General features: G+C 57.3%; 20 protein-coding genes, 1 tRNA gene and 1 other RNA gene. 9 read left to right on the top strand and 13 right to left on the bottom strand.

Annotated features, from left to right (window positions below):
• Positions 1 to 3: 3 nt before the first annotated feature.
• Entirely contained in the window at positions 4 to 852 is an 849-nt protein-coding gene (locus C4S59_RS14170) for a LysR family transcriptional regulator (RefSeq protein ID WP_103911171.1), read from the bottom strand.
• A gap of 119 nt (positions 853 to 971) precedes the next feature.
• Between C4S59_RS14170 and C4S59_RS14165 the strand changes: the two genes are divergently transcribed.
• On the top strand, positions 972 to 1,181 hold the full coding sequence (locus C4S59_RS14165; RefSeq protein ID WP_103911170.1) for a DUF1127 domain-containing protein: 210 nt from the start codon (positions 972 to 974) through the stop codon (positions 1,179 to 1,181).
• Between the two features lie 113 nt (positions 1,182 to 1,294).
• Positions 1,295 to 2,077 (top strand): Bax inhibitor-1/YccA family protein, encoded by a 783-nt coding sequence (locus tag C4S59_RS14160; protein ID WP_103911169.1) that lies wholly within the window; start codon positions 1,295 to 1,297, stop codon positions 2,075 to 2,077.
• 75 nt (positions 2,078 to 2,152) lie between these two features.
• Here C4S59_RS14160 and C4S59_RS14155 read toward each other — a convergent pair whose 3' ends face one another.
• The 4 genes from C4S59_RS14155 to C4S59_RS14140 all read right to left on the bottom strand — a co-directional run bounded on the left by C4S59_RS14155 (position 2,153) and on the right by C4S59_RS14140 (position 4,233).
• Positions 2,153 to 2,665, bottom strand: coding sequence for a GNAT family N-acetyltransferase (locus C4S59_RS14155; protein ID WP_103911168.1), 513 nt, complete (start codon positions 2,663 to 2,665; stop codon positions 2,153 to 2,155).
• Between the two features lie 124 nt (positions 2,666 to 2,789).
• The gene (gene rpmG, locus C4S59_RS14150) at positions 2,790 to 2,957 is read right to left on the bottom strand and encodes a 50S ribosomal protein L33 (protein ID WP_011454349.1); all 168 of its coding nucleotides are present in this window, start codon (positions 2,955 to 2,957) and stop codon (positions 2,790 to 2,792) included.
• 99 nt (positions 2,958 to 3,056) lie between these two features.
• Positions 3,057 to 3,459, bottom strand: an RNA gene (rnpB, locus tag C4S59_RS14145) — RNase P RNA component class A.
• 63 nt (positions 3,460 to 3,522) lie between these two features.
• Positions 3,523 to 4,233: an alpha/beta fold hydrolase gene (locus C4S59_RS14140; protein ID WP_103911249.1), complete on the bottom strand. Its 711-nt coding sequence runs from the start codon at positions 4,231 to 4,233 to the stop codon at positions 3,523 to 3,525.
• A 178-nt stretch (positions 4,234 to 4,411) separates the two neighbouring features.
• Between C4S59_RS14140 and C4S59_RS14135 the strand changes: the two genes are divergently transcribed.
• Positions 4,412 to 5,593, top strand: a complete 1,182-nt coding sequence (locus C4S59_RS14135) for a BaiN/RdsA family NAD(P)/FAD-dependent oxidoreductase (RefSeq protein WP_103911167.1) — start codon at positions 4,412 to 4,414, stop codon at positions 5,591 to 5,593.
• Here the strand turns inward: C4S59_RS14135 and murD are convergent.
• From murD to mraZ, 8 genes are all read right to left on the bottom strand, one after another.
• On the bottom strand, positions 5,590 to 6,996 hold the full coding sequence (gene murD / locus C4S59_RS14130) for a UDP-N-acetylmuramoyl-L-alanine--D-glutamate ligase (protein WP_103911166.1): 1,407 nt from the start codon (positions 6,994 to 6,996) through the stop codon (positions 5,590 to 5,592). The two genes, C4S59_RS14135 and murD, sit on opposite strands and share 4 nt — an antisense overlap.
• Positions 6,997 to 7,024: 28 nt before the next feature.
• Complete coding sequence (gene mraY, locus C4S59_RS14125; RefSeq protein ID WP_103911165.1) at positions 7,025 to 8,107, bottom strand: phospho-N-acetylmuramoyl-pentapeptide-transferase; 1,083 nt, start codon at positions 8,105 to 8,107, stop codon at positions 7,025 to 7,027.
• Between the two features lie 57 nt (positions 8,108 to 8,164).
• Positions 8,165 to 9,601 carry a UDP-N-acetylmuramoyl-tripeptide--D-alanyl-D-alanine ligase gene (locus tag C4S59_RS14120; RefSeq protein ID WP_103911164.1) on the bottom strand — a complete coding sequence of 479 codons (1,437 nt, stop codon included), beginning with the start codon at positions 9,599 to 9,601 and terminating at the stop codon, positions 8,165 to 8,167.
• A complete protein-coding gene (locus tag C4S59_RS14115) occupies positions 9,598 to 11,079 on the bottom strand; it encodes a UDP-N-acetylmuramoyl-L-alanyl-D-glutamate--2,6-diaminopimelate ligase (protein ID WP_103911163.1) in 1,482 nt (493 codons plus the stop codon). The genes C4S59_RS14120 and C4S59_RS14115 overlap by 4 nt, the downstream gene beginning before the upstream one ends.
• A gap of 91 nt (positions 11,080 to 11,170) precedes the next feature.
• A complete protein-coding gene (locus C4S59_RS14110) occupies positions 11,171 to 12,949 on the bottom strand; it encodes a peptidoglycan D,D-transpeptidase FtsI family protein (RefSeq protein WP_103911162.1) in 1,779 nt (592 codons plus the stop codon).
• Positions 12,946 to 13,296, bottom strand: a complete 351-nt coding sequence (gene ftsL / locus C4S59_RS14105; protein WP_103911161.1) for a cell division protein FtsL — start codon at positions 13,294 to 13,296, stop codon at positions 12,946 to 12,948. Before ftsL ends, C4S59_RS14110 begins: the two co-directional genes overlap by 4 nt.
• A complete protein-coding gene (rsmH, locus tag C4S59_RS14100) occupies positions 13,296 to 14,291 on the bottom strand; it encodes a 16S rRNA (cytosine(1402)-N(4))-methyltransferase RsmH (RefSeq protein ID WP_103911160.1) in 996 nt (331 codons plus the stop codon). The genes ftsL and rsmH overlap by 1 nt, the downstream gene beginning before the upstream one ends.
• Positions 14,292 to 14,295: 4 nt before the next feature.
• Complete coding sequence (gene mraZ, locus C4S59_RS14095; protein ID WP_103911159.1) at positions 14,296 to 14,805, bottom strand: division/cell wall cluster transcriptional repressor MraZ; 510 nt, start codon at positions 14,803 to 14,805, stop codon at positions 14,296 to 14,298.
• A 1,147-nt stretch (positions 14,806 to 15,952) separates the two neighbouring features.
• Here mraZ and C4S59_RS14090 point away from each other — a divergent pair.
• The 6 genes from C4S59_RS14090 to C4S59_RS14065 all read left to right on the top strand — a co-directional run bounded on the left by C4S59_RS14090 (position 15,953) and on the right by C4S59_RS14065 (position 24,177).
• Positions 15,953 to 16,171 carry a DUF1127 domain-containing protein gene (locus C4S59_RS14090; protein ID WP_103911158.1) on the top strand — a complete coding sequence of 73 codons (219 nt, stop codon included), beginning with the start codon at positions 15,953 to 15,955 and terminating at the stop codon, positions 16,169 to 16,171.
• A 689-nt stretch (positions 16,172 to 16,860) separates the two neighbouring features.
• Positions 16,861 to 19,785, top strand: coding sequence for a valine--tRNA ligase (locus C4S59_RS14085; RefSeq protein ID WP_103911157.1), 2,925 nt, complete (start codon positions 16,861 to 16,863; stop codon positions 19,783 to 19,785).
• A gap of 150 nt (positions 19,786 to 19,935) precedes the next feature.
• Positions 19,936 to 20,011: transfer RNA gene (locus tag C4S59_RS14080), tRNA-Thr, on the top strand.
• A 256-nt stretch (positions 20,012 to 20,267) separates the two neighbouring features.
• Positions 20,268 to 21,230, top strand: coding sequence for a response regulator (locus C4S59_RS14075; protein WP_160006889.1), 963 nt, complete (start codon positions 20,268 to 20,270; stop codon positions 21,228 to 21,230).
• Positions 21,227 to 21,556 carry an Hpt domain-containing protein gene (locus C4S59_RS14070; RefSeq protein ID WP_103911155.1) on the top strand — a complete coding sequence of 110 codons (330 nt, stop codon included), beginning with the start codon at positions 21,227 to 21,229 and terminating at the stop codon, positions 21,554 to 21,556. Before C4S59_RS14075 ends, C4S59_RS14070 begins: the two co-directional genes overlap by 4 nt.
• Positions 21,557 to 21,696: 140 nt before the next feature.
• Positions 21,697 to 24,177, top strand: a complete 2,481-nt coding sequence (locus tag C4S59_RS14065; protein WP_103911154.1) for a CHASE domain-containing protein — start codon at positions 21,697 to 21,699, stop codon at positions 24,175 to 24,177.
• The last annotated feature ends 63 nt before the right edge of the window (positions 24,178 to 24,240 follow it).

Raw genomic sequence — 24,240 nt, 5'->3', positions numbered from 1 at the left:
GGCTCAGGCGGCCGCAAAAGCCGCCCGCAAAATATCTGCCATCCCAGCAATGGGGGTCGAAGCCGATTTTTGAACATACATTACGATCCCGGTGCGTCCGGGATCAGGCAGGCTATCGCCGTGATCAATCGCTTCGGTCTGCGCAGGCAAATTACCTTCCATCGTCACGTGAATGGCCAGATCGGCACTAACAGCGGCCTCGACCGCGTTGTCGTTTTCGGAATCCACGGCATATTCCCAAGGGATGCCGCTTTTCCCGAGCTCTTCGACGGTGCCCGGACGGAAGATGCAGTTTGAACAGAAAGCAACGCGCAAGGGCCTCTCGCGCCATGTGCTGCCATTAATCGCCCCGATCCATACCAGTTTTTTTAGGGCAAGGATTTCGCCCCCTGCGTCTGGCTGCAGTTCGGTCGTCAGGATCAGGTCACACTCCCCTTGAGCGAACTGTTTTTTCAGCGTCAGCGAGGGCAGGGAAATCAACTGCACTTTCATTCGCGGAAAATCTGCCGAGAACTTCTTAAGCACCTGAGGAATGGTTGGGTAGATCACGTCATGCGGAACACCAAGCCGCAGCTCGCCCTCATAGTCCTCTGCCGTCAGCTTGCCCCATGCCTCATCGTTCAGGGCCACCAGCTTGCGGCTGTAGTGCAGCAACTGTTCACCCGAAGATGTGAGGCGCAGCCCCCGCCCCGACCGTTCCAGCAAGGGAACGCCCAGCGTTTCTTCCAAACGCTTCAACTGCATTGAGACGGCTGATTGCGTCAAATTCAGAATGCCAGCCGCGCGGGTCACACCGCCTGCATCAGCGACGGTCATAAAGGACCGCAGCACGCCTAGATCAAGATTTCTCATTCATCACAATCCGTGATCATTAAAATCAAAAACATTCGTTTTACGAATACGACACGCAGGGCGATATATCAACACAGGAAATATTTGAACGCCAATACATCACAAGAAGGAAGGCAATCATGCAAGATATTCGCACACGCATTCTCCCCCTGCCCCGCAGCGGCCAGTTCTTTAGCAAAATCGTTGCAATGATCCGTCTGGCCCGCCAGCGCCGCGCCTTGGCGGCGCTCGATGACCACCAACTACGGGACATCGGACTGACACCTGAAGACGCCCGGCAGGAAGCCGAACGGCAGTTTTGGGACGTCCCGAACCACTGGCGCGGATAATATTTAAAAATCTCGGTGCTTGGCCCCTTTAAATCCTTGAAAAAAGGGGCCCGCATTCCGATATTGGAGTAGAAATCCGGCGGTCGCCGGGCTTGTCCAATTCGGAGAAAGACATGGCAGAATTTGATAATGTCCGTGCTGGCGTCGCAACAGGCGCTCGCACAGCCCATATCGACGAGGGCCTTCGCGCCCACATGAACAAAGTTTACGGCACAATGTCCGTAGGCATGCTGATCACATTTGCTGCGGCATGGGCCCTGTCCGGTCTGGCCGTCACAACCGATCCGTCGCAGGCATCTGCGCAGATCAGTGCTGACCAGTACCTGACCGGTCTGGGCTATGCGCTGTACGCGTCCCCGCTGAAATGGGTCATCATGTTCGCACCGCTGCTGTTCGTCTTCGGCTTCTCGGCTGGCATTAACCGCATGTCCGCGGCGACAGCACAGGTCGTATTCTATGCCTTCGCCGCTGTGATGGGTATCTCCATCAGCTCGATCTTCATCGTCTTCACTGGCGTTTCGATTGCGCAGACGTTCCTTGTGACAGCCATCGCCTTTGCGGGCCTGTCGCTCTATGGCTACACCACCAAGAAGGATCTGTCCGGCTTCGGTACATTCCTTCTGATGGGTCTGATTGGTCTGATCGTCGCGTCGATCGTGAACCTCTTCCTTGGTTCCGGCGTTCTGTCGCTGGTGATCTCGGTGATCGGTGTTCTGATCTTCGCTGGCCTCACAGCCTACGATACACAGAAGATCAAGACAGATTACATCGAACATGCCCGCTATGGCGACAGCGAGTGGCTGGGCAAGTCGGCGATCATGGGCGCGCTGAGCCTGTACCTCGACTTCATCAACATGTTCATGTTCCTGCTGCAGTTCCTGGGCAACCGCGAATAATCGCAGCCAGAACGACAAAAAAGAAAGGCCGGTCATCGCGACCGGCCTTTTCTTTTGCCTACACCGCAGCTGCGATCAAAGCAGGCATTCCATCACAATCACCGAGAAACCGATGCCACCGCTCAATTGCACCTCGCCTTCCCCCAAAGACGTAAAGCCATTGGCGGTGTAGAACGCTTCGGCATTCAATGTGCTGAAACATTGAAGCTTCATCATCCCCGATCCTTTGGCGTGTAACTTGATATGCGTGATAAGCGCCCGACCGATTCCCTGTCGCAGACGTCGATGATCCGTCGCCACATGGCGCACATGCCCCACACCGCGCATCCCTTGTCCGCCTTTGGGCGGCTCCATACTCCATCCACCAGCGGCAACCACATCTTTGTTTTCATCCTCGACCACAAAGAAAAGGCCAGACGCCAAAAGCTCGGGCTGAGCGCGGGAAATGACCGGAAGTGCAGAAATATATGTGGCCGGAGAATAGTGCCCTTGCAACAAAACCGGATAGGACCGGCCGAACAATCTATCAACTGCTTCAAAATCTGATGGATCCGCTTGGCGAATTATCAGGTTGGTCTTCTTGGCCATTTGGGTACCTCCCTGACGGGAATTAGCCCTGTTGCCCTAAACGCCAAGAGTTAATGTGATCAAAAGCAAAAAGCGCCGGTCTGGTTACCAGACCGGCGCTAAAATTCCGAAAGGATTCGCAAGATTACTTAATCTTGCCTTCCTTGTATTCGACGTGCTTGCGCGCGACGGGGTCGTACTTACGAACAACCATCTTTTCTGTCATCGTACGCGCGTTTTTCTTGGTCACATAGAAGTGGCCTGTGCCTGCGGACGAATTCAGGCGGATTTTAATCGTTGTCGGCTTCGCCATTTTAGTTCTCCTGCGACAGGCACGGGCGGCCCGTAGAATGCTTTGAAGCCCGCCTTTTACCGATGGTAGCGCCCGAGTCAACCACCTCAGCGGTTTAATATGCGCGGAGAGCCTATAAGCCGGATTTTGTTCCCCACAAACCATGGTCTGTGGTTCGACGACCATTCCTCTAGACCGTCCGTTGCCGAACGGTTCAAGCTGCCAACCCGGACCCCTCGGGCTGAAGCGGCCCTACGGCGATATCCGGGGTCACCCCCAGATCATGCCCCGCGCGGGGTCCCTATTTGGCATTGCTCCCGGTGGGGCTTGCCGTGCGGGAACTGTTACCAGCCCCCCGGTGGGCTCTTACCCCACCGTTTCACCCTTACCGCGTGAACGCGGCGGTCTGTTTTCTGTGGCGCTATCCGTCAGGTTGCCCTGCCCGGGCGTTACCCGGCACCGTTGCTTCAGGGAGTCCGGACTTTCCTCGGACCATCAGGCCCGCGGCCATCCAGCCCTCCACGCGACGACGCGCATACGCATCGCTGTGCCAGCGGTCAATGGGAATAGCAGAGTGCTTTGGCAATTAGCGCAGAACGAACGGACGGCGCAGCCAATCCAAAAGCGCATCCGTCACCGCCTCGGGGGCTTCCAGACTGGGCACATGGCCCGCATCCTTGATCACCGCCAATTGGGCATCCGGCATCAGATCAGCCAGAAAGGCCTGTCGTTTTTCGGTGCATATCTGATCGGCTTCACCGCACATCACCAATGTTGGTGCCTTACAGCGGCGCAGCGTGCCCTGTTGGTCGCGACGGCGCTGCAGTGCACGGAACTGGCGGATGTAGGCCTCGACCCCGAGATCAGCGGCCATCACCTGCAACTCATGGGCCACCGCAGCACGGGCCGGTGTGGGCGCTAGGCAGGTCATCGGGACTTCTTCGCGGATCACATCAGCCAGACGCCCTGCCCGCGCCGCGATCAGGCGTGGTTCCCTCTCAGCCGCGCTTTGCGGCGTTTCCGCCAGTGGCGAGCTTGAGATCAACGCAAGCCGCGCCACGCGATCCGGCGCGCGGCGCAAGATCTCCATCGCGACGACGCCGCCAAATCCGTGACCGACCAAAGCAATTTTGCTGGGAAGCGCCGTCAACAGGCCCGATGCAATTTCCTCGATCCGCTCGCCCATTGCAGTCGGCAGAACCATGACAGGACGGAAACGGGACAGCGTGGCAATCTGATGCTGGAACAGGCGGGCGTCACACATAAGGCCCGGCAACATAACGATTGTTTCGCTCATAAACCCCATACCGCGCTAGCGGCCCCTTGGTGCACTCGTGCCTGCGTTTCTTTGCGAACGCGTACTGGCCGATTTGTAGCACATCGCTGGCGCTTTGAAAGACTGCGCCACGCAGCTGACCAAAATTTTGCCGACCAATGCCCTTGCGATAGGCGGACGGGCGTGCCACCTGACGACCATGCAAATCGACACGCTGATCCTTGGGGCCGGAGCCGCCGGCATGATGTGCGCCATCCAGACGGGTGAGCGGACGCTGGTCATTGATCACGCCAAGGCCGCGGGCGAGAAAATCCGTATTTCTGGTGGCGGTCGCTGTAACTTTACGAACCTTGATATTCAGCCGGAAAACTATCTGGGTCAGAACCCGCATTTCCACAAATCCGCGTTAAGCCGCTACACCCAGTGGGACTTTATCGAACTGGTGGGTCAACACGGAATCGCATGGCATGAAAAGACGCTGGGCCAGCTTTTTTGCGACAACAGCGCCAAAGACATCATTGCGATGTTGATGGATGAGATGGCCAAGGCAGGTGCGTCTTTGTGGCTGCAAACCTCATTGGCGGACCTGAGCCACGCGGATGGCATGTTTACGGCTGTTCTGGAAAGTGGCGGCAAGCGTAAGACGGTACAGGCGCGCAATCTGGTGGTCGCGACCGGTGGCAAATCCATCCCCAAGATGGGCGCGACAGGACTGGCCTATGATATCGCGCGCCAGTTTGGTCAGACGGTCACAGAAACGCGCCCTGCCCTTGTACCCTTCACCTTCCCCGAAGGTCGCTTCAAGGCGCTCGCAGGCGTGGCTCAGCCCTGCCGGATGTATGCCCAAGGCCCCAGCTTTGACGAGGCGCTGCTGTTTACCCATCGGGGTCTGTCAGGCCCTGCTGCGCTGCAGTGTTCCAGCTATTGGACCGAGGGCCAACCGATCCACATCAACCTTTTACCCTCCGCCGCGCTGGCGCAGCACCTGAAAACCGTGCGCACGCAGATTGGCAAACGGAACCTGACCACTGAACTGACGAACTTCATGCCGCAGCGGTTGGTCGATTTCCTGAAAGGGGAAATGGATCTGTCCGGCAATCTGGGCGACCTGTCAGACGCGCGCATTGATGCGCTGGAGCAGGCCTTCACCGCATGGGAGCTGTTTCCCGGTGGCACCGAAGGGTACCGCACCGCTGAAGTCACGCTGGGCGGCGTCAGCACGGATGGGCTGTCGTCGAAGACGATGGCCGCCAAAGACCTGCCCAACCTCTATTTCATCGGAGAGGCCGTCGACGTCACGGGCTGGCTGGGCGGCTATAATTTCCAGTGGGCGTGGTCATCCGGCTGGGCCGCCGGTCAGGAAATTCGGGCGAAAGCCTAACCCTGCCCCAACTCGGCCAGAACGCAGGCCGCGAAATCTTCGCCGCGTTTTTCGAAGTTGTCGTACTGATCGAAACTTGCCGCAGCAGGTGCCAGAAGAACCACATCACCGCTTTGCGCATCAGCCTTGGCCTTGGCGACAGCGGTTTTCATATCGGTGCAAATCTCGGCCTCGACCCCATCGATCATCAGTGCGAACTGGGCAGCTTCGCGGCCAATCACATAGGCTTTGGTCACATGGGGTAGACCTGCCTTCAGATCGTCCAGACCACCCTCTTTCATCAGGCCACCACAAATCCAGCGGATGTTGTTAAAAGCCTGCAGCGCCTTACACGCGCTGTCGACGTTCGTGGCTTTCGAGTCGTTCACATAGCGCACGCCATCCGCCTCGGCGATGACCTGCGACCGGTGCGGAAGGCCCGCAAAGGTTTTGAACGCCGCTTCGATCTGACGGGGCCCAAGCCCCAGCGCGCGCGCAGCAGCATAAGCAGCACAGGCGTTTTGGTGGTTATGCGCACCCGGAAGTCCGGCAATATCGCGCAGATCGATCGAGCCCACCTGACGCCCCTTGCGCCATTCGGCCAAGAACCCTTTGCGCACGAACACCTGCCAGCCGGGGCCGGTCAGTTTTTGACCGGACGAAATCCGGATCACCCGATCGTCTTCGGCAGAGACCGACAGTTGGTTCGCCAGATAGCGACCTTCTTTTTCATCCACGCCGATAACCGCACGATCCGGCCCGCCTTCGGCAAACAACCGGCGCTTGGCCGCGAAATAGCCGCCAAACCCGCCGTGGCGGTCGAGGTGATCAGGCGACATGTTCGTCAGGATCGCCACATCCGGCGTCAGCGACCGCGCCAGATCGGTTTGATAGCTGGACAGTTCCAACACCACGACACCGCCATCTTCGGGCGGGTCAATATCCAGAACGCCTCGCCCAATGTTCCCAGCCAGCTGCGAAGAGCGGCCGGATTCGGACAGCACGTGATGAAGCAACGCGCTGGTGGTGGATTTGCCGTTGGAGCCGGTGATGGCCACAACACGCGGCACGGTGTCGTAGCTGTTCCATTCATTCTGCCCGAGCGAGGCAAAGAAAAGCCCGATGTCATTGTCGACGGGCACGCCCGCGTCCCAAGCCAAAGCGATCACAGCATTGGGGTTCGGATAAAGATGCGGAATGCCGGGGCTGACGATCAGGCTGGCCACGTCTTCAAACGCCCCGTCGCGGGACAGATCACGCACTTCGAACCCTTCGCCTTCGGCCTTGTCGCGGGCGGCAGCATTGTCATCCCAAACAACCGGAATGGCCCCGCCTTCGCGCAGCGCGCGCGCAGCGGACAGGCCGCTACGCCCCAGACCCAGAACAGCCACCTGACGGCCTTCATAGCCCCGAACCGGTATCATCGCCCAACTCCTTCGGACAAATATGGGATTAGCGAACCTTCAGCGTCGCCAGACCGATCAGCGCCAAGATCAGCGAGATGATCCAGAAGCGGATCACGATCTGCGGCTCGGCCCAACCCTTTTTCTCATAGTGGTGATGGATCGGCGCCATCAGGAACACGCGCTTGCCTGTACGTTTGAAGTACAGAACCTGAATGATCACGGACAGCGCCTCGACTACGAACAGGCCGCCAACAATGGCCAGAACGATCTCGTGCTTGGTCGAAACGGCAATAGCACCCAGCGCGCCGCCCAAGGCCAGCGAACCTGTGTCCCCCATGAACACAGCTGCAGGCGGGGCGTTGTACCAAAGAAAGCCCAATCCACCGCCAAAGATACCTGCGGTAAAGACAAGGATTTCACCCGTACCCGGCACATAATGCACGTCCAGATATTCGGTCACGTCCACGCGACCAACGGCGTAGGCAATGATGCCCAGCGTACCAGCCGCAATCATCACCGGCATGATCGCCAGACCGTCCAAACCATCGGTCAGGTTCACCGCGTTGGCAGAACCCACGATGACGATCACCGCGAAGGGGATAAAGAAGAACCCGAGGTTCAGCAGAGTGTCTTTAAAGATTGGGAAGGCCAGTTGATTGGCCAGAGCATCGGGGTGATATTGCGTCGCCCAAAAGCCCGCAACAGCGGCGATCAGGAAGCCCAAAAGCAGACGCACCTTGCCGGAAACGCCTGCCGTGTTTTGCTTTTTCACCTTGGCATAGTCGTCGGCAAACCCGATGGCGGCATAGCTGAGCGTGACGAAAAGAACCAACCAGACAAAGGGGTTATCCAGTCGCGCCCACAGCAAGGTCGAGGTGATAACAGCACCAATAATCAGCAAACCACCCATGGTCGGCGTGCCTGCTTTTACAAAGTGGCTTTCGGGGCCATCGCTCCGGATCGGCTGGCCTTTGCCCTGCTTGCGGCGCAGCACGTTGATCAGCGGCGGACCGAACAGGAAACCGAACAACAAAGCGGTCAGAAACGCACCACCGGCACGGAACGTGATATAGCGGAACAGGTTGAACACCCCTCCCCCGTCCGAAAGCTCGGTCAGCCAGTACAGCATGGTGTTTCCCCTTATCTCTGCTCGGTCTTTTGGGTCCAAACGGGACCGGTAATCGTCTTATAACTCAGATTGCGCGGGGCCTTGACGCATTTTTCGTATCGCGTCAACCAGACGCCCCAAGCGCATGGACAGCGACGCTTTGACAAGCACAACATCGCCTGCATCAAGGTCTTTGCTAAGGCGCGTCTGCATCGCTTCGACGTCTTCAGCCCAATGCCCGCGTTTTTCCGCAGGCAAGGCCTTCCACAATTCGCGCATCAGCGGGCCAACGCAATGGACCAGATCGATTTTGGCCATCGACGGGTGCTGCGCCAGTGCCGCGTGCAGTTCCTTTTCGCCTTTGCCCAATTCACGCATATCGCCCAGATAGGCGATACGACGGCCACGGGCGACGCGGCCCAAACCATCGGTCACATCAGAAGCCGCCAACACCTCGAGCGCGGCACCAACGGATGTGGGGTTGGCGTTGTAGGAATCGTCGATCAGCTCGATCGACATTTCAGGATAGACGGCGTCCAGCGGAATAACCTCGCGTTGGCCACGGCCCGCGCCGGGCAACCATTGGCCCAAATCCGCATAGCTTTTGGCCCGATCCAGCCCAAGGGTTTGCGCGACAGCAAGAACGGCCAAACCGTTGATCGCGAAATGACGCCCTTGCGCCTGCACCTTGTACAGCAGCGGCGTGCGCCATCCGCGCCCTTGGGCCACGGTCGTGGTGTCCTTGATGCGAATGTCGGTGGCGCGGTGATGGTTGTCCGCGCCTTCGCCAAACGTCACGACGCGTTCGGCATATTTCTCGGCCGTTTCGATCAGGATCGGCGTCGTCGGCAGATCGCCGTTCAGGATCGCGGTGCCGCCTGCCTCTAGCCCCTCAAAGATCGACGCCTTTTCGCGGGCAATGCCTTCGATGCTTTCGAATGCAGCCAGATGGGCCGGCGCGACGATGGTCACAACAGCGATATGCGGGCGGGCCATTTTGGCCAAGGGTGCGATTTCACCGGGATGGTTCATGCCGATCTCGATCACCGCGAAATCGGTGTCGGCGGGCATGCGGGCCAGTGTCAGGGGCACGCCCCAATGGTTGTTATAGCTGGCCTCGGCTGCGTGGGTCTTGCCCTGCCCTGACAGAACAGTGCGCAACATTTCCTTGGTCGAGGTTTTGCCGACAGACCCGGTGATCGCCACGACCTTGGCCGTTGTCCGCGCACGGGCGGCACGGCCCAGATCCTCAAGCCCTGTCAGAACATCATCCACCAGCAAAAGCGGTGCATCGTCAGCGACGCCTTCGGGAATGCGGCTGACCAGTGCAGCGCCAGCGCCGTTTTCCAAGGCTTGCGCAACAAAATCGTGCCCGTCACGTGCGGCCTTCAAGGCCACAAACAAATCGCCCTTTTGAATGGTACGCGTGTCGATGGAAACACCATTCACGGTCCAGTCGCCGATGGCTTTGCCCTTGGTTGCCGCTGCGGCCTCGGTTGCGGTCCAGAGTGTCATGCAAGTTTCCCGTCAAGTGCTGCTACGGCCACGCTGGCCTGTTCGGCGTCATCGAACGGATAGACCGTGTCGCCAATGGTTTGTCCGGTCTCATGCCCCTTGCCGCAGATCAGCAGAACATCACCGGCCTCAAGCGCATCAATCCCGCGCAGGATCGCCTCGGCCCGATCACCGATTTCCAGCGCGTCCGGTGCGCCTTCCATCACGGCGGCGCGGATCGTTGCGGGGTCTTCGCTTCGGGGGTTGTCGTCGGTCACGATGACCAGATCGGCATGTTCTGCCGCCGCCGCGCCCATCAGCGGGCGTTTTCCCGGATCACGATCCCCACCAGCGCCAATAATAGCCACCAAACGCCCCATCACATGCGGGCGCAGCGCTGTGATCGCGGTTTCGACGGCGTCAGGGGTATGAGCATAGTCCACAAACACAGACGCCCCGTTGTCGCGCGTCGCGGCCAGCTGCATCCGGCCACGGACGGTTTCCAGACGCGGCAGAACGTTGAACACCTCATCCGCGTCGGCACCACAGGCAATAACCAGACCCGCCGCCAACAAAACGTTTTCGCCTTGGAACCCACCGATCAGGTTCAGGTGCATCTGGCGCACCGTCCCGTCCATCCGCACGCGAATGTCCTGACCGGTCGAGTTAAAGCGCTGACCCATCAGACAAATATCGGCACCTTCGGCACGACCAACGGTATAAAGCGCCTGCCCGCGCGCCTGCGCAATCGCCGCCATATCCACCCCACGGGGATCATCGATATTGATCACCGCGGCCGCATCTTCGGGCAGAACGCGTGCGAACAACCCTGCCTTGGCGGCAAAGTAGTCCTCGAAAGTGGCGTGGTAATCCAGATGGTCCTGCGTGAAATTCGTGAAACCCGCCGCCTTCAGCGTCACGCCATCCAGCCTGCGCTGTTCCAGCCCGTGGCTCGAGGCCTCCATCGCGGCGTGGGTGATCCCCGCCTGCGCGGCACTGGCCAGAGCGCGGTGCAGGGTGATCGGTTCGGGTGTTGTGTGATGCAACGGCGCGTGCCAGTCGCCTTCGACACCCGTTGTGCCCAGATTGATCGCCTGAAGCCCCAGTTCCTGCCAGATGCGGCGCGCAAAGCTGGCGACACTGGTTTTGCCGTTCGTGCCGGTGACCGCAATCATGTTCGCAGGCTGGGCGCCAAACCAAAGCGCCGCCGTAAAGGCCAACGTCTGACGCGGATCAGATACGACAACCATCGCCGGATCATATTCCGCGATGGCCTCGGCTGCGGCTTCTGCGCCTTCGCTGTCGGTCAGGATCACGTTTGCACCTGCGGCCAAGGCATTGGGGATGAAACGCGCGCCATGAACATTGGTCCCCGGCAGCGCGGCAAACAGAACGCCCTCTGTCACCTCCCGGCTGTCTACGACCAAACCGGTCACAACGGCCTCGCGTCCGCCGCGCGCTGTCAAACCCAATTCGCTTAACGTCTTCTTCTGGCTCAAAGCAGCCCCCACATGTCGTGACACGAACGATTGTTCCTGCCCCTCATGCCCGTAATCGGCTGCCACCTGCAAGACCTGCCATGATCAAGGCTTAGTTCGAGGTCATCACCACGGGTGAGTTTTGTTCATATTCAGGACGCAAGCCCAGCAAAGGCGCGATACGTCCGATCATTTCTGCGGCCACAGGCACAGCCGTCCAACCCGCGGTACGACGCGGCTTGTCACCGCTGTTTTCCGACGGCTCGTCCAGCGTCACGACCAGCACATATTTCGGATCATGTGCAGGGAACATCGACGCGAAAGTCGCGATGACCTTGTCTTTGTAATAGCCGCCCCCGCGTTCCTTGGGCTTGTCGGCAGTACCGGTTTTGCCACCCACGTAGTAGCCGGGCACTTCACCAAAGCTGGCTGTACCTTCGGTCACAACCTTGCGCAGCATGGTTCGCGCCGCAGCCGCTGTGTCAGGACGCATGATGCGTTCGCCGTAGCGCGGGCCGGATTGCTTCAGCAACGTCGGCGTCACCTGATAGCCGCCGTTCGCGATGGTCGCATAAGCCTGTGCCAAATGCAGCGGAGATGCGGATAGGCCGTGGCCATAGCTGATCGTCATCGTCGACAGTTCAGACCAGTTTGGCGGCAGCAAGGGTTTGCCGCCCTTGGCTTCGGTGATCTCAAGCTTGGTGGGTTCAAAGAAGCCAAGCTTGCCTAGAAAATCCTTCTGACGATCCACACCGATCATCTGCGCGATACGCGCGGTGCCGATGTTGGACGACTTTACGATGATCTTGGTAACCGAAAGCTCTTTGCCGTAGTCATGGAAGTCGCGGATCTTGTGTTTACCCCAGCGCAGCGGGCCCTTGGTGTCGATCATCGTTTCCGCGTTGACCAGACCTAATTCCATCGCTTGTGCCGTGGTGAAAATTTTGAATGTCGATCCCAGTTCATAAACACCCTGAACTGCTCGGTTGAACAGCGGACTGTCCGAGGGCGATCCTTCGACAGGCGGTGCAGGACGATCGTTGGGGTCGAAATCGGGAAGCGAGGCGATCGAGACGACCTCGCCTGTGTGAACATCCATAAGGACCGCTGTCGCGCCCTTGGCGTTCATCAGCATCATGCCGCCTGCAAGAACACGTTCGACCGCCGACTGAACTGTCAGGTCCAGCGACAACTGCACAGGGCGCCCTTCACGTGCGGGATCACGCAGGTCGTCGTCAAGGAAACGTTCAAGACCGGCGGTACCAACGACCTCGGCAGAGTGCACGCCTTCCTGACCGAAACGGGTGCCACCCAGAACGTGGGCTGCCAGCGCACCGTTGGGATAAAGACGCATTTCGCGCGGGCCGAACAGCAGGCCAGGTTCACCGATATCGTGCACCGCTTGCTTTTGTTCGGGCGAGATTTTCTTGCGGACCCAGACGAATTTGCGATTGCCGGAAAAGTCCTTGATCAGACGTTCTTCTTCCAGTTCGGGGAAAATCTGAACCAAGGCTTTGGCCGTCCGCTCGGGTTCGATCATCTGCTGGGGATGGGCGTAAAGCGAATGGGTTTCCATGTTGGTCGCAAGGATACGGCCCTTGCGGTCCACGATGTCCGAACGCGCAGCAACGATAGACGCGCCCTGCGTCTGCGCGCGCGGCTCAGACGGCTCGGACGCAGACAGCATCCCCATACGCGCGCCGACCACCGAAAAGGCACAAAAGAACATGACGCCGAGAACCAGCAAACGCCCTTCGGCGCGGGTGCGTGCGCTGTCGCGCATCTGTTCATGACGGATGCGCAGGTTTTCCCGTTCGATGGCGTCCGGATTTTCGCCCTTTTTACGGGCGTCCAGAATGCGGGCTAGCGGACGAAGCGGTGTGCGGATCATGGCTGCTGCTCTGCTCCTGCGCTGGTCACATCAACGGGTTGCGACAAATCAAGGCTGGGTGGTGCCGGATAAGCCACCTGATCCGCACGTCCGAACTGATCGGGGCGGAACGGCAGCAGACCCAGACGGTCAAAGTTCAGCTCGGCCAGATCGCGCAGACGGTCGGGACGGTTCAGATAGGCCCATTCAGCCCGCAAAACCGCCAGACGTTCCCGCGCCAGACCGATGTCGCGCTGCAAACGCTCGACCTCGGAAATCGCGGCCTGAGTTTTGTAATTCTCGTGATAGGCCCAAAACGCGAGGCCAATCACCGACAGAAAGGTCATGACATAAATCAGCGTACGCATCAGTGTTTGCCCTTCTTAAGCTGTGGCATTGCGATGTCTTTGGGGTTGATGTCACCGGTCGGCACGTCGGTGCGCCGCGCTACGCGCAGCTTGGCCGAACGGGACCGCGGATTTTCTTGCAGTTCGGTCTTGTCCGGTCCGACGGCCTTATTCGTCAGAATCTCGAACTGCGCCGGAACTTCTTCCTGCATCGGCTGATAGCGGTTGGCCCGCCCAGTTTTCCCGCCACGCAACTGCATGAAACGTTTCACCATCCGGTCTTCGACCGAATGGAACGTCACAACGGCCAGCAAACCGCCAGGTTTCAAGGCGCGTTCTGCGGCCATCAGGCCCTCATACAGCGCGTCGTATTCGTCGTTCACAGCAATCCGCAGCGCCTGAAAGCTGCGTGTCGCGGGATGGGACTGATTGGGTTTCGGACGCGGCAAGCAGCCCTCGACAATCTCGGCCAGACGCAGAGTTGTCGTGATCGGCTCTTCAGCGCGCGCTTTGACAATCGCCTTCGCAATCCGGCGCGAGGCACGTTCTTCGCCGTAGATAAACAGGATTTCGGCCAGTTCGACCTCATCCAATTCGTTGACCAGATCAGCCGCGCTTGGACCATCTTGCGACATGCGCATGTCCAAGGGGCCCTCCTTCATGAAGGAAAAGCCGCGATCAGCCAAATCCAACTGCATCGAACTGACGCCAAGATCCAGAACAACGCCATCAACGTCGGACGCGACCTGATCCATATCTGCGAAATTAGCCTGAACGAGTTTGATCTTGCCGCCGAACTCAGCCAGCCACGGCTCAGCCATCTGGTGGGCCAAGGGATCGCGGTCGATCCCGATCACCTGATCGGCGCCCGCTTCGACCAACGCGCGGGAATAGCCGCCTGCGCCAAAGGTTCCGTCGATCCATATGCCGGAAACGGGCGAAACCGCCTCGATCAGCGGACGCAAAAGGACGGGGATATGAGGTGCATCAGGCTTGGCGGACGCGGCAGCGGCCATCTCCTTAGCCCCCCTGCACCTGATCTAGGAAGATCAGCGGATCGACATCTTCGGGAAGATCGTCCAGCCATTCTTCTTCAATAGCTTTTTCTTCGGTGTCATAAGTCTCGGGGTTCCAGATCTGGAACGTGTCGCCCGAGGCAATAAAGAACGCCTCGCCGGACAAACCGATTTTTTCGCGCAGCTTCGCGCTCAGAACGATGCGACCTGTCTCGTCTACGGATGTATCAACCGACTGACCCGAGAAGAGACGCTCAAGCATCTTACGCTCTTTGGACCCGCGTGGCAGCGCCTCGATCTTTTCGTCCACCTCTTCGATGGCGTTGATCGTGTAGCACTCAAGGTATTTGCGGCGGCTATCACCATAGACGATGACGAACTCGGGGTTCTTGCCGTCAACCCAACCGGGATCGCCCGCTTCGAGGACACGACGAAAAGAGGCTGGGATAGACACCCGCCCCTTAGTGTCGACCTTATGCCGACTTTCGCCTCTGAACCTCAGCCTGCGGCCCACGTGCCCGGCCCCTTCTACCTGTCCCCCTGAACGAAAAACGGCGGGTTGATCTGCTGCCAATGATCAACCCGCCGCCTGGTCCCGCTTGGGCGGGAGGATCCCGATCGCGCGCGCCACCTGGGGGGATGTCTGCTCGCTCGCACGCCGGAATTCCGTTTTTTCGATGAAGGGCGAGGCCTGTATGAAACCTGCTTATTGTTTTTATTCGGGATTTTGTTTCGCGGTTTTTGTTTTTATCCGCTTCACTCGACCCTCATCGTGTTACTAGGGATGCCACGGGATTTCATGGGAAGCAACAAAAATTTTCAGGGGAAAGCTCTACATCTTGTTTTCCACACCTGTGGATAACTAAATAAAGGCACGAGATTCACATTTCAATCGCACTTATTTCGCGGAAACGTGAATTCGCGATACTATATGTAGTGCTACGCAAAGCCGAACCACCCTACCCACGATTTCCCAAAAAAATTTCCACAGGTCAGGATTTCCCTGCCTTCTGGCGCAAAATCGGCCCTATTTTTCGAAGAATCGCGCCGCGTCCCATACGGGACCATGGCCAAATCACCCCGAAACCCAAATCAGACCATACATTCCCATGAGGGTCGCCCATGCATTCCCATGACCGGTCACAGCGATCATATTCAAGCGCCACGCATCTCGTTTTTACAGAAGACAAAGGCCACCCCACTCCACGCCAGCCGGCGGGATCTAAAACCAAGCCTTATAATAAAGTCAGCCGCGCAGCTTAGCGAAGGCAGATTCTGAGCGTATAGAGCACAGCAGTCTGACGTATATATAATGCATTCAGGTCATCCGCCCTTTTGCAGCTGCCTATCGGCGCCCTTTAGAACCTTATCGAGCCACACTTTGTGAATCAGCCCGCCCTCAATCAGATGAGTCGACGCTTTTACGCGCGCAAAATTGATTCAACGATCAATTTGCGCGGTATCGATCGCGCAAAAGCCACTCCTTTGAGAGAGAAGTGACCCCACGTCACATTCCACCACCAAGATACAGCATTGAAAACAAACGATTTCCTCCATGCATTTTCTGCATAGCAGCATTGCCGTACTGTCCATTGTGCAAGCGCAGCAAATCCCCCATTTTCAACTCAACGAAACGACACACACATCGCGAGGACGTCAAAATGGCATTCGCAGCAAACATCTCTTCCGCACGGGGCAACGGCCTCTCCGCAATCGCAGCAAACGTTGTTGCATCGGTCAAAGAAGCAGCGGCACGCCGCCGTGTCTTCAAGCAGACCTTCAACGAGCTGCAGTCGCTTTCCAACCGCGAACTGGCGGACCTGGGCATCAACCGCTCCATGATCCGCTCTATCGCTCTGGAAGCTGCTAACGCGAAGTAAACGACGCGTTCGGGGCGAAAAGGCACCGGAAAGAATTCGGAAGCAACTTGTTTCCACAAATTTGAAGACCTATCTCCTCCCTCCCTTGGTCTTCATTTTATAGCGACGGGATCTCCTCCTCCCTTTGATCCTGTCGCACCTAACATAGGGACATCGGCGCAAGGCGCTGCTCATCCCAACCGAGCTGAAGGTCCTCTCCTCCTCCCTTTGAGACCTTCGGACTTCGCGGCAAGGTCTCTCCTCCTCCCTGACCTTGCCGCACCCGAACATAGGGAAATCGGCGCAAAGCGCTGCTCATCCCAACCGAGCTGAAGGTCCTCTCCTCCTCCCTTTGAGACCTTCGGACTTCGCGGCAAGGTCTCTCCTCCTCCCTGACCTTGCCGCACCCGAACATAGGGAAATCGGCGCAAAGCGCTGTTCTTTCCTACCGAGCTTGAAGGTCCCTCCTCCTCCCTTTGAGACCTTCGGACTTCGCGGCAAGGTCTCTCCTCCTCCCTGACCTTGCCGCACCCGAATTCGGCGAAAGCCAGACATGAAGCGGCCTGAACACATGATGTTCAGGCCGTTTTTGCGTTTTGGCCCTGCTTTTTCTGACGGTGTGCTTTTCCTTCCCGCTGCCATTCGGTAGAGGACATACCAACTGACAACTGCGGGCCCCGACGGCCCGACGCAACAGGAGCTCCGGCCCGATGGCGATGGAAAAAACCTTTGACGCAAAAACAGCCGAGCCGCGCATTTCCGAGGCTTGGGAAACATCCGGTGCCTTCAAGGCAGGCGCAAACAAAAGCCGGGATGACTCGTTCTGCATCATGATCCCGCCGCCGAACGTGACTGGCGCTTTGCACGTGGGCCACGCGTTCAACAACACGCTGCAGGATATTCTTGTCCGCTGGCATCGTATGCGCGGGTTCGACACGCTCTGGCAGCCCGGTCAGGACCACGCGGGTATCGCGACGCAGTTGCAGGTCGAAAAGATGCTGGCGGCCACAAACCAGCCCGGCCGTCGTGATCTGGGCCGCGAGGCATTTCTGGACAAGGTCTGGGAATGGAAAGGCGAATACGGCGGCACGATCATCAGCCAGCTGAAACGCCTTGGCTGTTCCTGCGACTGGGATCGCAACGCCTTTACCATGGCAGGTGCACCGGGCGATCCGCGCACAGGCCACGAAAATTCGCCCAACTTCCACGATGCCGTCATCAAGGTTTTCGTCGAGATGTACGAAAAGGGCCTGATCTATCGCGGCAAGCGTCTGGTCAACTGGGACCCACACTTTGAAACCGCGATTTCCGATCTTGAGGTCGAGAACATCGAAGTCGACGGCCACATGTGGCACTTCAAATACCCGCTCGCCGGTGGTGAAACCTACACCTATGTCGAGAAAGACGAGGACGGGAACGTCATCCTGTCGGAAGAGCGTGACTATATCAGCATCGCGACAACCCGCCCAGAAACCATGCTGGGCGATGGCGCGGTTGCGGTGCACCCCGATGACGAACGCTATGCGCCCATCGTTGGCAAGCTCTGCGAAATCCCCGTTGGTCCCAAAGAACAGCGCCGCCTGATCCCGATCATCACCGATGAATACCCCGACATGACCTTTGGGTCAGGCGCGGTGAAAATCACCGGCGCGCATGACTTCAACGACCACGAGGTCGCAAAACGCGGCAACATCCCGCAGTACCGCCTGATGGACACACGCGGCGCAATGCGTGCCGATGGTGCGCCTTATGCGGAAGAAGCGGCCAAAGCGGCTGAATATGCGGGCGGCAAAGAGTTCACCGTTCAGGAAATCGACGCGATCAACCTTGTCCCCGACGAATATCGCGGCCTGGACCGGTTCGAGGCCCGCCAAAAGGTGGTCGAGGCGATCACAGCCGAAGGCCTTGCCGTCATGACCATGTCCGACGACGAACGCCTTGGCCCCAAGCCCAAGCTGAAAAAGGGTGAAGAAGCCCCCGAGGTCGTCGAGGTTCCGCTGGTCGAAGCCAAGAAGATCATGCAGCCCTTCGGCGACCGTTCCAAAGTGGTTATCGAACCGATGCTGACCGACCAGTGGTTTGTCGAGACATCGAAAATCGTCGGCCCTGCGCTGGATGCTGTCCGCAATGGCGACATCAAGATCATGCCGGAATCCGGTGAAAAGACCTATTATCACTGGCTGGAAAACATCGAACCCTGGTGTATCTCGCGCCAGCTGTGGTGGGGTCACCAGATCCCTGTTTGGTTCGATGAAAACGGCAATGAATATTGCGCCCCATCCGAGGAGGAAGCGCAGAAGAAAGCCGGCGAAGGCGTTAAGCTGACCCGCGACCCCGATGTTCTGGACACATGGTTCAGCTCGGGTCTCTGGCCTATCGGTACGCTCGGCTGGCCCGAGCAAACGGATGAGCTGAAACGCTTCTTCCCGACCAACGTTCTGATCACCGGCTTTGACATCCTGTTCTTCTGGGTGGCCCGCATGATCATGATGCAACTGGCCGTGGTGGATCAGATCCCGTTCGACACCGTCTACCTGCACCAGCTCGTCCGTGACGAGAAGGGCAAGAAGATGTCGAAAACCACCGGCAACGTCATCGACCCGCTGGATATCGTCGACGAATACGGCGCAGACGCCCTGCGCTTTACCAACGCGTCTATGGCGTCGATCGGTGGCGTGCTGAAGCTGTCCAAGGACCGCATCGCAGGCTACCGGAACTTCGGCACCAAGTTGTGGAACGCGGCACGTTTTGCCGAAATGAACGAAGCCATCGGATCGGACGGCACCCTGCCCCAGCCCTCTGAAACTGTGAACAAGTGGATCCTCGGCGAAACCGCCAAGGTTCGCGAAACGGTTGACGACGCGCTGACAGGTTACCGCTTCAACGATGCTGCCAACGCGCTTTATGCCTTTGTCTGGGGAAAGGTCTGCGACTGGTATGTCGAACTGTCCAAGCCTCTTCTGATGAATGGCACAGACGCGCAAAAGGCCGAAACCCGCCAGACCATGGCGTGGGTCATCGACCAGTGTCTGATCCTGCTGCACCCGATCATGCCCTTCATCACAGAAGAGCTGTGGGGCACGCTGGGCGAACGCCAGAAGATGCTGGTTCACGGCGATTGGCCGACCTACACGTCTGCCGAACTGCTGGATGCCGACGCGGACCGCGAAATGAACTGGGTGATCAACCTGATCGAAGGCGTTCGCTCTGCTCGCGCACAGATGCACGTGCCTGCTGGCCTATATGTGCCGATGGTCGTGACCGAAATCGACGCGGCAGGCGACGCCGCATGGGCCAACAACGAGACGCTGATCAAACGTCTGGCCCGCATCGAAAGCCTTGAGAAGGTCAGCGATATGCCCAAAGGCTGCGTGACGATCCCTGCGGATGGCGCAACCTTTGGTCTGCCATTGGCCGACATCATCGACGTGGCCGAAGAAATTGCCCGCCTTGAAAAGACGCTTGGCAAATTGGGTAAGGAAATCGGTGGCCTGAAGGGACGCCTGTCGAATCCCAAGTTCGCAGAAAGCGCCCCCGCCGAGGTGGTTGAAGAAACCCGGGACAACCTGACTGCTCGGGAAGAAGAGGAAGCAATCCTAAAATCAGCCCTGACGCGACTTCAGGAAATCGGTTGATTTCGTTGAACAAAACAAGCCGCAGCGCAAAAATCGCTGCGGCTTTTTTCTTTGTCAGGACCGCTGATTAAAAAAAATGTAAAAACTTGCATTTTCTTTGTTCAAAGGGTCTTGAGCCTGCCAAAACTTTTATCTAATAGAGCCTCCAGTGCCCCTATAGCTCAGCTGGTAGAGCAACTGATTTGTAATCAGTAGGTCCGCGGTTCGAGTCCGTGTGGGGGCACCACTTCCTTAAATCGAAGACTGCTTAAACGAACGGACTCGGGGTAGAACCGCATCGCATTTGGCTGCGCGCACTTTGATCGTCTTCGTCGCGCGAATGCCGCCAAGGCGCGCTTCGTGAACAATCAGCCGCCTAATTTTTAACTGTTGTAAAATCGTCACCAATCGAAATTCGGCACATTTTCCGTTTTGATTTCATTTTTGCGCCTCATTTCTACTTTTTGGTGTAACCTGTAAGAAAAACCATAAGGGGCATTGAAGTGTATATTTTAGCAGTAGACGATGATCCCATCATTTTAGAGCTTGTTGTCGAAGTTGTTCGCGCGATGGGTGATCACACGATTAAAGGCGTTGGTAGCGGCGCTGAAGCAATTGAATTTCTTGCCGAGAACCCGGACGTCAAAGTTGACTGTTTCCTGTTGGACATCCAGATGCCGGGCATGGATGGTATCACCCTGTGCAATGCCTTGCGCACAAGTGGTGCCTTTCCACGAACTCCAATCGTTATGCTGACCGCCATGTCGGACAAGGGCCACATTGATGCAGCCTTTGCCGCGGGCGCGAATGACTATGTGGTCAAGCCGTTCGAAGTGTTCGAACTACAGACCCGCATCCGTCAGGCAGAAAAGCGTGCAGCGGCGCTTGAAGCCCAGATTGAGGATATCACGTCCGAAGAAGACATGGCGCGCAAGCCCGGGCTTCTTGAGCAGATCCACATCTACGACGTCGACAACGTGATCGATTACTTCGCGCTGGAAAACTACGTACCGCTTTTGTCGCGCCGGTCCCTGTTCGGGTCTGTCGTGTTCGGGTTTCAAATCCGTCACATCGAGAAAATCCACGAACTTGCGACCAGCCTTCAGTTCCGCGGTCTGATTGCCGATGTGGCAGAAACCATTTCCGATCATTTGCGGCCCTATCAGTATCTGATGTCCTACGCGGGAAACGGCACCTTTCTTTGCGTTCTGGAAGAAAACAAAATTCCGAACCGCAAGTCGTTGACCGACAACATCAACATCGCAATCAACCGCCTCGAAATGCAGGTTCCGACCCCGCGTGGCCTGCCTGTGCGGGTGTGTTGTGGTGATATGGTGCGGTTGCTTGGGTATCGTCGCGATCTGATCGAAAATGCACTGGTTGTGGCACGCACACAGGCCGAACAAACCGCAGCAGACATGGACCGCGACTTTGACAACATGTGGTTTTATGGACGGACAGCATGATGTCAGGGCAAAGCACACTGGAAGAAGGGCTGTCGCGCATCAGGCAAAGCTTTGTAACCAGACTGTCGGGCTATTCGGTTGATCTGTTGGCGTTTCTGGCGGCGCCATCCAGCATCGAAACCGTCGATAGCGCGTTGTTCGCGCTACACAAAATATCCGGATCAGCCGCAACTCTCGGCTTTTCGGAATTGGGCATGCAGTCCAAGCAAGCAGAAGAGATTTTGCGTGAAGATTTGACGAAGTACGCCTACCCTTCGGACATTTCGGTTGATGCAGTGCGTGTTGTTTATCTCACCTCCCAAGAAATTTTGGATGCCTCTGCGTAAGAAATCGACAGACAACCAAAGCGCGTATAAATTTGATACGTGACCACTTATTTGTGTCACATAGTGAAAATCAGATGATTTCGGGTTGTGTCATCTAGGAACGAGTAAGAAGACGTTTTCCAAAGAATAAAAACTCAAGAATGAGGGGCGAAACGTTGGGGCAGTTCGCAGGTGGAAAACTACAGACTCTGGCCGTGTTGTTGGCGTTGCTGACGACGGCTGTTGTGTCGCTGTACTTTCGTGACATCGAAAACGAAAACGCGCTGAAAGATTTCGAAGTTCTGGCAACCGAAGGCACCGACGCTTTGGATGCCAGATTGCACCAGTACATGGTCGGGTTGGAAGGTCTGGGCGGGTTGTTTGACGTCACAGGCACACCGGATCGTAAAACGGTTGAAACCTACGTGGCCTCGCTTCAGCTGGATGAACTGCTTCCTGGCATCAACGGCATCGGGTTTATCGAATACGTCCCTGCCGATCAGCTTGACCGCTTTCTTGATGAGTCCGCCCAATTGGGCATCGAAGACATCAGGGTGTACCCCCCATCTGATCGCGATGTCCGCTTTGTCATCAAATACATCGAACCATATGTCGGCAATGAAGAGGCGCTGGGTCTGGACATTTCGTTCGAAGAAGGCCGCCGAACTGCGGCTTTGGCCGCACGCGACACCGGCCTACCCCACCTGACGCCCCGCATCTTGCTGGTTCAGGATGACAGCAAAACACCCGGCTTCTTGCTGCTTCGTCCGTACTATGCGCCCGATGCCGAAATCGAAACGGTAGAACAACGCCGCGCGGCGTTCAAAGGCTGGGTCTATGCACCCTTTATCGGCGCCCGCACGCTGGAAAACCTGACGCCATCGCAGAACCAAGCCTACAGCTTTTCCGTTTATGACGGCGAGGCGACCGAGCCTGATATGCTGATTTTTGACAGTTCGGCAGGCGAACAGACGGCGCACACGTCGTTTTTCACAACGCAGTCCCAGCTAGAGATTTACGGACGCACGTGGACGATCAAATGGGAAAGCCTGCCTGAATTCGAAGCCGCCAAACGCAGCAACGGCTACATTTTCGTAATGGTGTTCGGCCTGTTGCTGACCGGTCTGCTATATGCGTTGCTTCAGAACCTGTCCCAACGACAGAAAACCGTTGAACAGATTGTCCGCCGCAAGACGCTCGATCTGGAAGCGCAGAAGATCCAAAATGAATCCATTCTGAACAACCCTCTTCTGGCAATCATGATCACCGACGCGCATGGCAAAATCCTGCGTCGGAACGATGCGTCGAACCAGATCCTCGAAATCGGCCACGATTATGTGCCCAACCTGCTGACAGTCGTGCCTGAACTGACCGGAATGGAGGGCGGTACACGGACGCGCTTGGAGTTCCAAGGCAAAGACAGCGTCAAAATCCTTTCTGTGAAAAAGAACGACTGGACCACGCCCCATGGCGAAAAACGGTCCACCTACTTTTTGCGCGACATCACAATTGCCGAGGCAACTTCGGCTGCCGCGATCAACGCAGAAAAGCGTTTGGATCTCGCGCTGCAAGCCTCTGAAATCGGGGTCTTCGAAATCGATCTGGCAACAGGGGAATCGATCGTTTCGGACATGTGGATGCACATCATGAATGTCCCTGACTGCACGAAAGACTTTGATGCCCAAGCATACTTCGAAGCATGTGTAGATCCCGATGATTACCGCATGCTTCAGGCCAATGACTCTGCTTGTATCCAAGGCAAGGAAGAGCGGACCACCACCGAATTCCGCGTCCATCTGGACAACGGCACACGCTGGATGCGGTCGGATGCATTTGTGTCCAGCCGCGACGCAAATGGCAGGGCCTTGAAATTGGTCGGAACGCAAATCGACATCACCGCGTCACGTGAAATGGACCGTGTAAAAAACGAATTCATTGCCACAGTCAGCCACGAACTCCGCACACCAATCACCGCGGTGAAAGGCGCGATTGGTTTGCTTAAGGCATCGCCGGATTTGTCGCTACCCGCGCCCTCTGCCCGTCTTCTGGACATTGCGCAAACCAACGTGGATCGCCTGACGGAACTGGTGAACGACATCCTCGATCTTGAACGGGTTCAAGCCGGGCATATGCGACTTGAATACAAAGACATCGCCGTGAATACGCTGTTGCGCGATGCCCGCGAACAAATTCTGCCCATCGCCAAGACCGCAAACATCGACGTGGACATTCAGCCAGCCGACAACGATCCGGTATTGCCGATGGACCGCAGCCGTATGCTGCAAATCATGGCGAACCTTCTGTCGAACGCCTGTAAGTTCGCCCCCGCAGGAACAACCATTCAGGTCGGTGCGGAAACTGTTGGGTCGCAAGTGCGCATCTACGTGCGCGATGCAGGCCCGGGTGTTCCCAAAAGCTTTGTACCATCGCTGTTCAAGCCCTTCTCGCAGGCGGACAATTCCGACACACGCGAAAAAAGCGGCACAGGGCTAGGCCTGTGTATCGCCCGGGAAATCATCGAACGCATGAGCGGTCAGATTGGCTATCGCAAAACCGACGACAATATGACCGAATTCTGGGTCAGCTTGACGATGCCAGAGTCATTTTCTTCGGAAAAACAGGCGCTTCGTCTTGTTCAGTAAGGCAAACTGAGCACACAAAGACGCAGGATGGCCCTATTGTTGTCATCAATTCGACTACCACGA

The sequence above is a fragment of the Thalassococcus halodurans genome (genome assembly GCF_900108225.1).
Taxonomy (GTDB): Bacteria; Pseudomonadota; Alphaproteobacteria; order Rhodobacterales; family Rhodobacteraceae; genus Thalassococcus; species Thalassococcus halodurans.
Note: the sequence above shows the minus strand (reverse complement) of the source record. Positions and strands in the feature narration are given on the sequence as shown.